5 protein-coding genes are annotated in these 5,176 nt (G+C 67.6%); 2 read left to right on the forward strand and 3 right to left on the reverse strand.

Annotation, left to right across the window (positions count from 1 at the left end; translation table 11 throughout):
* On the forward strand, positions 1 to 1,038 hold a 1,038-nt coding region (locus tag ACTIFJ_RS14795; RefSeq protein WP_439534878.1), incomplete at its 5' end, for an alpha/beta fold hydrolase.
* Here ACTIFJ_RS14795 and ACTIFJ_RS14800 read toward each other — a convergent pair.
* Positions 959 to 1,696, reverse strand: coding sequence for a winged helix DNA-binding protein (locus ACTIFJ_RS14800; RefSeq protein ID WP_439534879.1), 738 nt, complete (start codon positions 1,694 to 1,696; stop codon positions 959 to 961). The genes ACTIFJ_RS14795 and ACTIFJ_RS14800 overlap by 80 nt on opposite strands.
* 233 nt (positions 1,697 to 1,929) lie before the next feature.
* Here ACTIFJ_RS14800 and ACTIFJ_RS14805 point away from each other — a divergent pair, with 233 nt between their 5' ends.
* Complete coding sequence (locus ACTIFJ_RS14805; protein ID WP_439534880.1) at positions 1,930 to 2,946, forward strand: sigma-54 interaction domain-containing protein; 1,017 nt, start codon at positions 1,930 to 1,932, stop codon at positions 2,944 to 2,946.
* Here the strand turns inward: ACTIFJ_RS14805 and fliD are convergent, their stop codons facing one another.
* Both fliD and ACTIFJ_RS14815 read right to left on the reverse strand, forming a co-directional pair.
* Positions 2,947 to 4,365, reverse strand: a complete 1,419-nt coding sequence (gene fliD / locus ACTIFJ_RS14810) for a flagellar filament capping protein FliD (RefSeq protein WP_439534881.1) — start codon at positions 4,363 to 4,365, stop codon at positions 2,947 to 2,949.
* Between the two features lie 4 nt (positions 4,366 to 4,369).
* Positions 4,370 to 5,176, reverse strand: an 807-nt coding sequence (locus ACTIFJ_RS14815) for an EscU/YscU/HrcU family type III secretion system export apparatus switch protein (RefSeq protein ID WP_439534882.1), incomplete at its 5' end; no start/stop codon positions are given.

Here is a 5,176-nt window from a genome sequence, read left to right on the forward strand (position 1 = left end):
CCCGTTCGCTGGCTGCGCCGCCTGGCGCTTGCCGTTCTTGTGCTGCTCGGCCTTATCGCCGCCCTGCTGGTCGCCGGCCGGGTGCCGGACCGGGAGGCGGCGACGCTCGTTGCCCGCTATGCCGGGCCGACCTCCCGCTTCGTCACCCTGTCGCCGGGCACCACCATCCATCTGCGCGACGAAGGCCCGCGCGACGCGCTGCCGGTGCTGCTGCTGCACGGGTCCAATGCCTCGCTGCATACCTGGGAACCCTGGACCCGGCGGCTGGTGGCGGCCGGCTACCGGGTGATCTCGTTCGACTTCCCGGCGCATGGCCTGTCCGGCGCGGTACCGGACCGTGATTATTCGAACGCTGCCTATGTCCGCATCGTCGAGGCGGTGGTGGCAGAGCTGGGTCTGGAGCGATTCGCGCTGGGTGGCAATTCGATGGGCGGCGGCATCGCCTGGATGTACGCGGTCGCCCATCCAGGCAAAGTGGCGGCGCTGATCCTCGTCGATGCCACCGGCAAGCCAGCACCCGAGGGCAGTTCGCCGCCGCTCGGCTTCCGGCTGGCACGGGTGCCGGTGGCGCGCGAGATATTGGCCACGGTGACGCCACGCTTCATCATCGACCGCTCGCTGCGCCAGTCGGTTTCGGTCCAGTCGATCGTCACGCCGGCGATGGTCGACCGCTATTGGGAGCTGCTGCTCTATCCGGGCAACCGCGAGGCGACACTGGACCGGTTCAGCCAATATTCCCCGCCGCCCGACGCCGAGGCGCTCCGCCGGCTGACGGTGCCGGCACTGGTTCTCTGGGGGGCGGAGGACCGTCTGATCCCCGTTGAGGTGGCGGAATGGTTCAGCGAGCGGCTGCCGAACGCGCGGGTGTCGATCCTGTCCGGCGTCGGCCATATTCCGATGGAGGAGGCACCTGACCGGTCACTGGCCCCAGTGCTCGACCTGCTGCGCTCGGTGACGGTCAGCCCCGCGGCTGGAACTGCTCGGCAAAACGGCGCAGCCACGCCATCATCCCCTCGGCCGCCGACGGCGACAGGCTAATCCAGGTCCGCCTAGCGTCGCTGGGATCGGTCGACCGTTCGAATACCCCGGCCTCGGATAGTGAGCGAATCCAGCGCAGCGCCGTCGTGGTCGGCACGCAGGCGGCAATGCACAGGCTGGATACCGCCACCTGACGGCTCTCCATCCGCGCCGCGACAAGGTCGAGCAGCATGTCCCAGGCCGGGTCGGCGAAGATCTCGGCCGGGAAATGGCGCTCCCGGTCCCGGCGCAGGCGGATGATGCGGCGGATCAACGAGGCATCGACAGTCTGGTTGCTCTCGGTCTCGGTGCCCACGGCTGCCAGCCGGGCCAGGGCAGCGGCGATGCGCCCGGCTTCGAGCGAAAGCGCCGAGATGCTGGCATTGCCCTCGCTCCATTCGCGGACGCCGGGCGCATCGGCATCCATCATTGCGGCCATCATCGCCACAACATCGTCCGGCTTGTCGCTGGCCATAACAAAGCCCTGCGCGCGGTCGATCAACGAGATCGGCGTGTTGTCATCGACCATCACGAACAACGGCAGGCCGAGGTCGATCAACCGGCGATTCTCCGGCGTGTTGGCAGAGAGCAGCAGCACATCGGCACCTTGCGACACCATTTCGGACGGGACCCGGGTCCAACCCGGTCCGGTATCCTGCCATCCAGCGACGTCGGTCACGATCCGAAGCGCAGGCTGGGCGCCAAAATGGTCGTATCTCATTGATGTTGGCTCGCCATTAAAAGTCAGATCGGGCAGGGTTTCTACTGTATTCATGATGAATGCATTTAAATTAAATTCAAGGATTTTGAAGGGGTCTTTCTAATGTTCAACATTAAGTAACGAATGAATTGGTTAATAAAAGATTTATTTGACGATTGGCGGGGGGCATGAAACCCAGACATCTGAAACCCATGCCGCAACTGGCGCAGCTCATCGGCACCAGCCCGGCGATGACGGCCATTCGCAATACGGTCGAGAAAGTGGCCGACAGCGCGGCATCGGTATTGATCACCGGGCCATCGGGCTCGGGCAAGGACGTCGTCGCGCAGTTGCTTCATCAGCGCAGCCGGCGTGCCGCCCAGCCGTTCATCGCCCTCAACTGCGCCGCCGTGGCGCCGGACCTACTTGAATCGGAGATGTTCGGCCATGAAGCCGGCGCCTTCACCGGGGCAATCAAGGCCCGCGCCGGCCGCTTCGAGGCGGCGAATGGTGGCACGCTGTTTCTTGACGAGGTCGGCGACATGCCCGCCGCCATGCAGGCAAAGCTCCTGCGCGCGCTGGAGACACGGGTCGTCGAGCGCGTCGGCGGCATGCTGCCCATCCATGTCGATGTGCGGCTCGTGGCGGCAACCAGTGTCGACCTGCACGCGGCCATCGATCGGGGCCTGTTCCGGTCGGACCTTCTCTACCGGCTCGATGTCATCCGGATCGAGATGCCGCCGCTTGCCGAGCGGCCGGAGGACATTCCGGCGCTGATCGAGCATTTCGACATCGCGCTGGGCGGGCCGCCGGTGCGGTTCAGCCCGGCGGCGCTGGCGGTGCTGATGGCCGAGCCCTGGCCCGGCAATGTCCGAGAACTGAAAAATTTCATCGAGCGCGCCAAGGCCCATCACCCCGACGAGATTATCAACAGCCAGGCACTGCCCACGCTGATGCGGGCACGCCATCGCTCTGCCGGCGGTGTTCCGGAGCCAGGCGTCGACCTGTCATCCGCTGCCCCGCTCCATCCAGACACCATGCCCATGCCGCTGATGGACAGCCCGATCGACCTGCGGCAACTCCTCGCCGACCTCGAACAGGCCTATATCCGTGCGGCGCTCGCGGCATCCGGCGGCACCATCTCGCGCTGCGCCCGGCTGCTAGGCTTGCAACGCACAACGCTAATCGAGAAGATGCGGCGGATGCAGATCGATATCGGCCGCGCCTGACTACTCGTCGCGGCGATACCAGCTCTGGATCAGCTGATCGAGCTGCACGCCGACCGACTTGGAGCCGGCAACAAGCTGGTCCATCGCCGCGAACTGGCGGGTCAGCGTTTCCTTGTAGGTCGTCAGGCGCGCCTCCGCCTGTTCGAGCTGGCGGTTGACGGCCTGGCGCTGCCTGTCGAGGCCCTCGGTGGCCGGGGCGACGAGATCCGATATCCCGCGCAGCGAGGCAAGACCCGTCCCGAAGCCGGACCCCGCCTGCGAGCCGATCAGCGCCTCGGCCCGGCCGAGATCGGCCTCGGACAGGCTGGCGAGGCGCGCAGAATCGAAGGTCACCAGCCCGTCGCGGGTGACCTGAACGCCCAGATCACGCAGCCGCATGCCGCCGGCGGCGGTAATCGGCGCGCTGATCAGGGCGACCAGCGCCTGGTCCATCAGCCGCGCTGTGGCATTGCCAGCAAGCGGACCGGCCGCCTCGCCATCGACGCCGCCGCGGCGAAAATCGCCGATCAGCTGGCGCATCGCGCCCAGCGTTTCGGCATAGTCCGACAGCGTTTCGGACAGAGCGGCGACGTCGCGCGAGGCGGAAAGGCTGACGGCGCGGCTGCCGGTCTCCTGTTCCAGCCGCAGCCGCACGCCGGGCAGCAAATCGTCGATGACATTGCTGCTGCGGGTAACGGTAACACCGTCGAACAGCATCGCCGCATCGGCCGCCGTCGCCGACAAGGTCTGCTGCCGGTTACCGGCGGTATAGGCGAAGCGGGAGAGGCCGGGATTGTCGACATCCTCGGCAGCACTGACCACGAAGGCGCGCTCGGCGCCGTCCGGGCCGCGCATCACGAGCGTGGCGCCGCTGCCGGTGTTGATGATCGAGGCGGCCATCGTGCCGTCCGAGCCGGCATTGATCGCATCGCGCAGTCCGGCGAGGCTGTTGTTGGCCGCCGTGATGGTGACGGAAAAATCATCCATGCCGCTGCCGACAGCAAAATCGAAGGCGCCGCCGCCAGTTTCGGTGCGGGTGCCGAACAGGATGTTGAGCGTGCCCAGTCCGACCGGCGCATCGACACTCGACAGCGGCGCGGCGACGAGGCGCTGGCCGGCGGCCAGCTGCTGCACTGCCAGGTCACTGCGGAAGCCGGCACTGGGGCCGGCACCTATGCGCTCGATCGAAATCGCCGCCGTATCGGCCGAGCGCGGCTGAAGGCCGAAGACGCCGGCGCGGACCCGGTCCTGCAGCGAGGTAGCGATGGCGTCGAACGCCGACTTCAGCTGGCCGAGCGCATCGACGCGGCTGCCGATCGTCTCCAGGCGCGTGTTGAGCGGCTCGGTCTGCGCGGTGCGCTGGGCGGCGACCAGCTCGTCGATGACACTGCGGCTGTTGATCCCGGTGCCGACACCCAATTGGCTGAGAATCTCGGTCATGCCCTTATAACGGCAGCGCCGCCCCCGGCTTGCGGCGCGCGCCGCGCTCATCGAAGTCAAAGGCCGGCGGCACCGTGACCGGCGGCGGCTCGGCCGGATCGCCGAGGCTCATGATGAAGGCAAGGATGGTCGCCACCGCCGCATAGAGTTCCTCGCGCACCACCGCGCCGGGCCGCGCGGTGAAATAGAGCGCACGGGCCAGCCGCGGCGAGCGGACGACGGGCCGCGCCAATTCCCGCGCCACCTCGATGATCGCCTGGGCCATCTCGTCACGTCCCTGTTCGAGGACGACGGGCGCGGCGTCCTCGCCCGGCCGGTAGCGCAGCGCGACGGCGAAATGCGTGGGGTTTACGACCACCACCGAGGCGTCGACCAGCGTCGTCTGGAGGCGGCGCCGGGCGGCCGCATATTGGGCCCGGCGGATCGCCGTCTTGATCTCGGGGGCGCCATTGTCTTGGCGAGCCTCGCGCTTGACCTCCTGAAGGCTCATCCGGAGCTTCGTCTCCCGCAGTTGCCAGCTGATCGCCGCATCGACGAGCGCCACCACCAGCATCACCCCGGCCAACGCCATCAGTAGACGCAGCACGGCGCCGCCGACTATCGCCAGTCCGCCAACGCCCTCGCCGACCTCGGCAAGGCCGGAGACCAGCGGCCGCAGCACGGCCGCGGCGACCGCCCCGATCAGCAGCAGCTTGAGAATGGCGGTGGCGGCGCCGGCCAGCCCGGTCCTGGAGAAAATCCGCTGCACGCCTTTGACCGGGCTGAGGCGGGAGAGCTTGGGCGCGATGAGCGACAGCGAGACATGCCGGGT

Source organism: Polymorphobacter sp., assembly GCF_051860865.1.
Taxonomy (GTDB): Bacteria; Pseudomonadota; Alphaproteobacteria; order Sphingomonadales; family Sphingomonadaceae; genus Sandarakinorhabdus.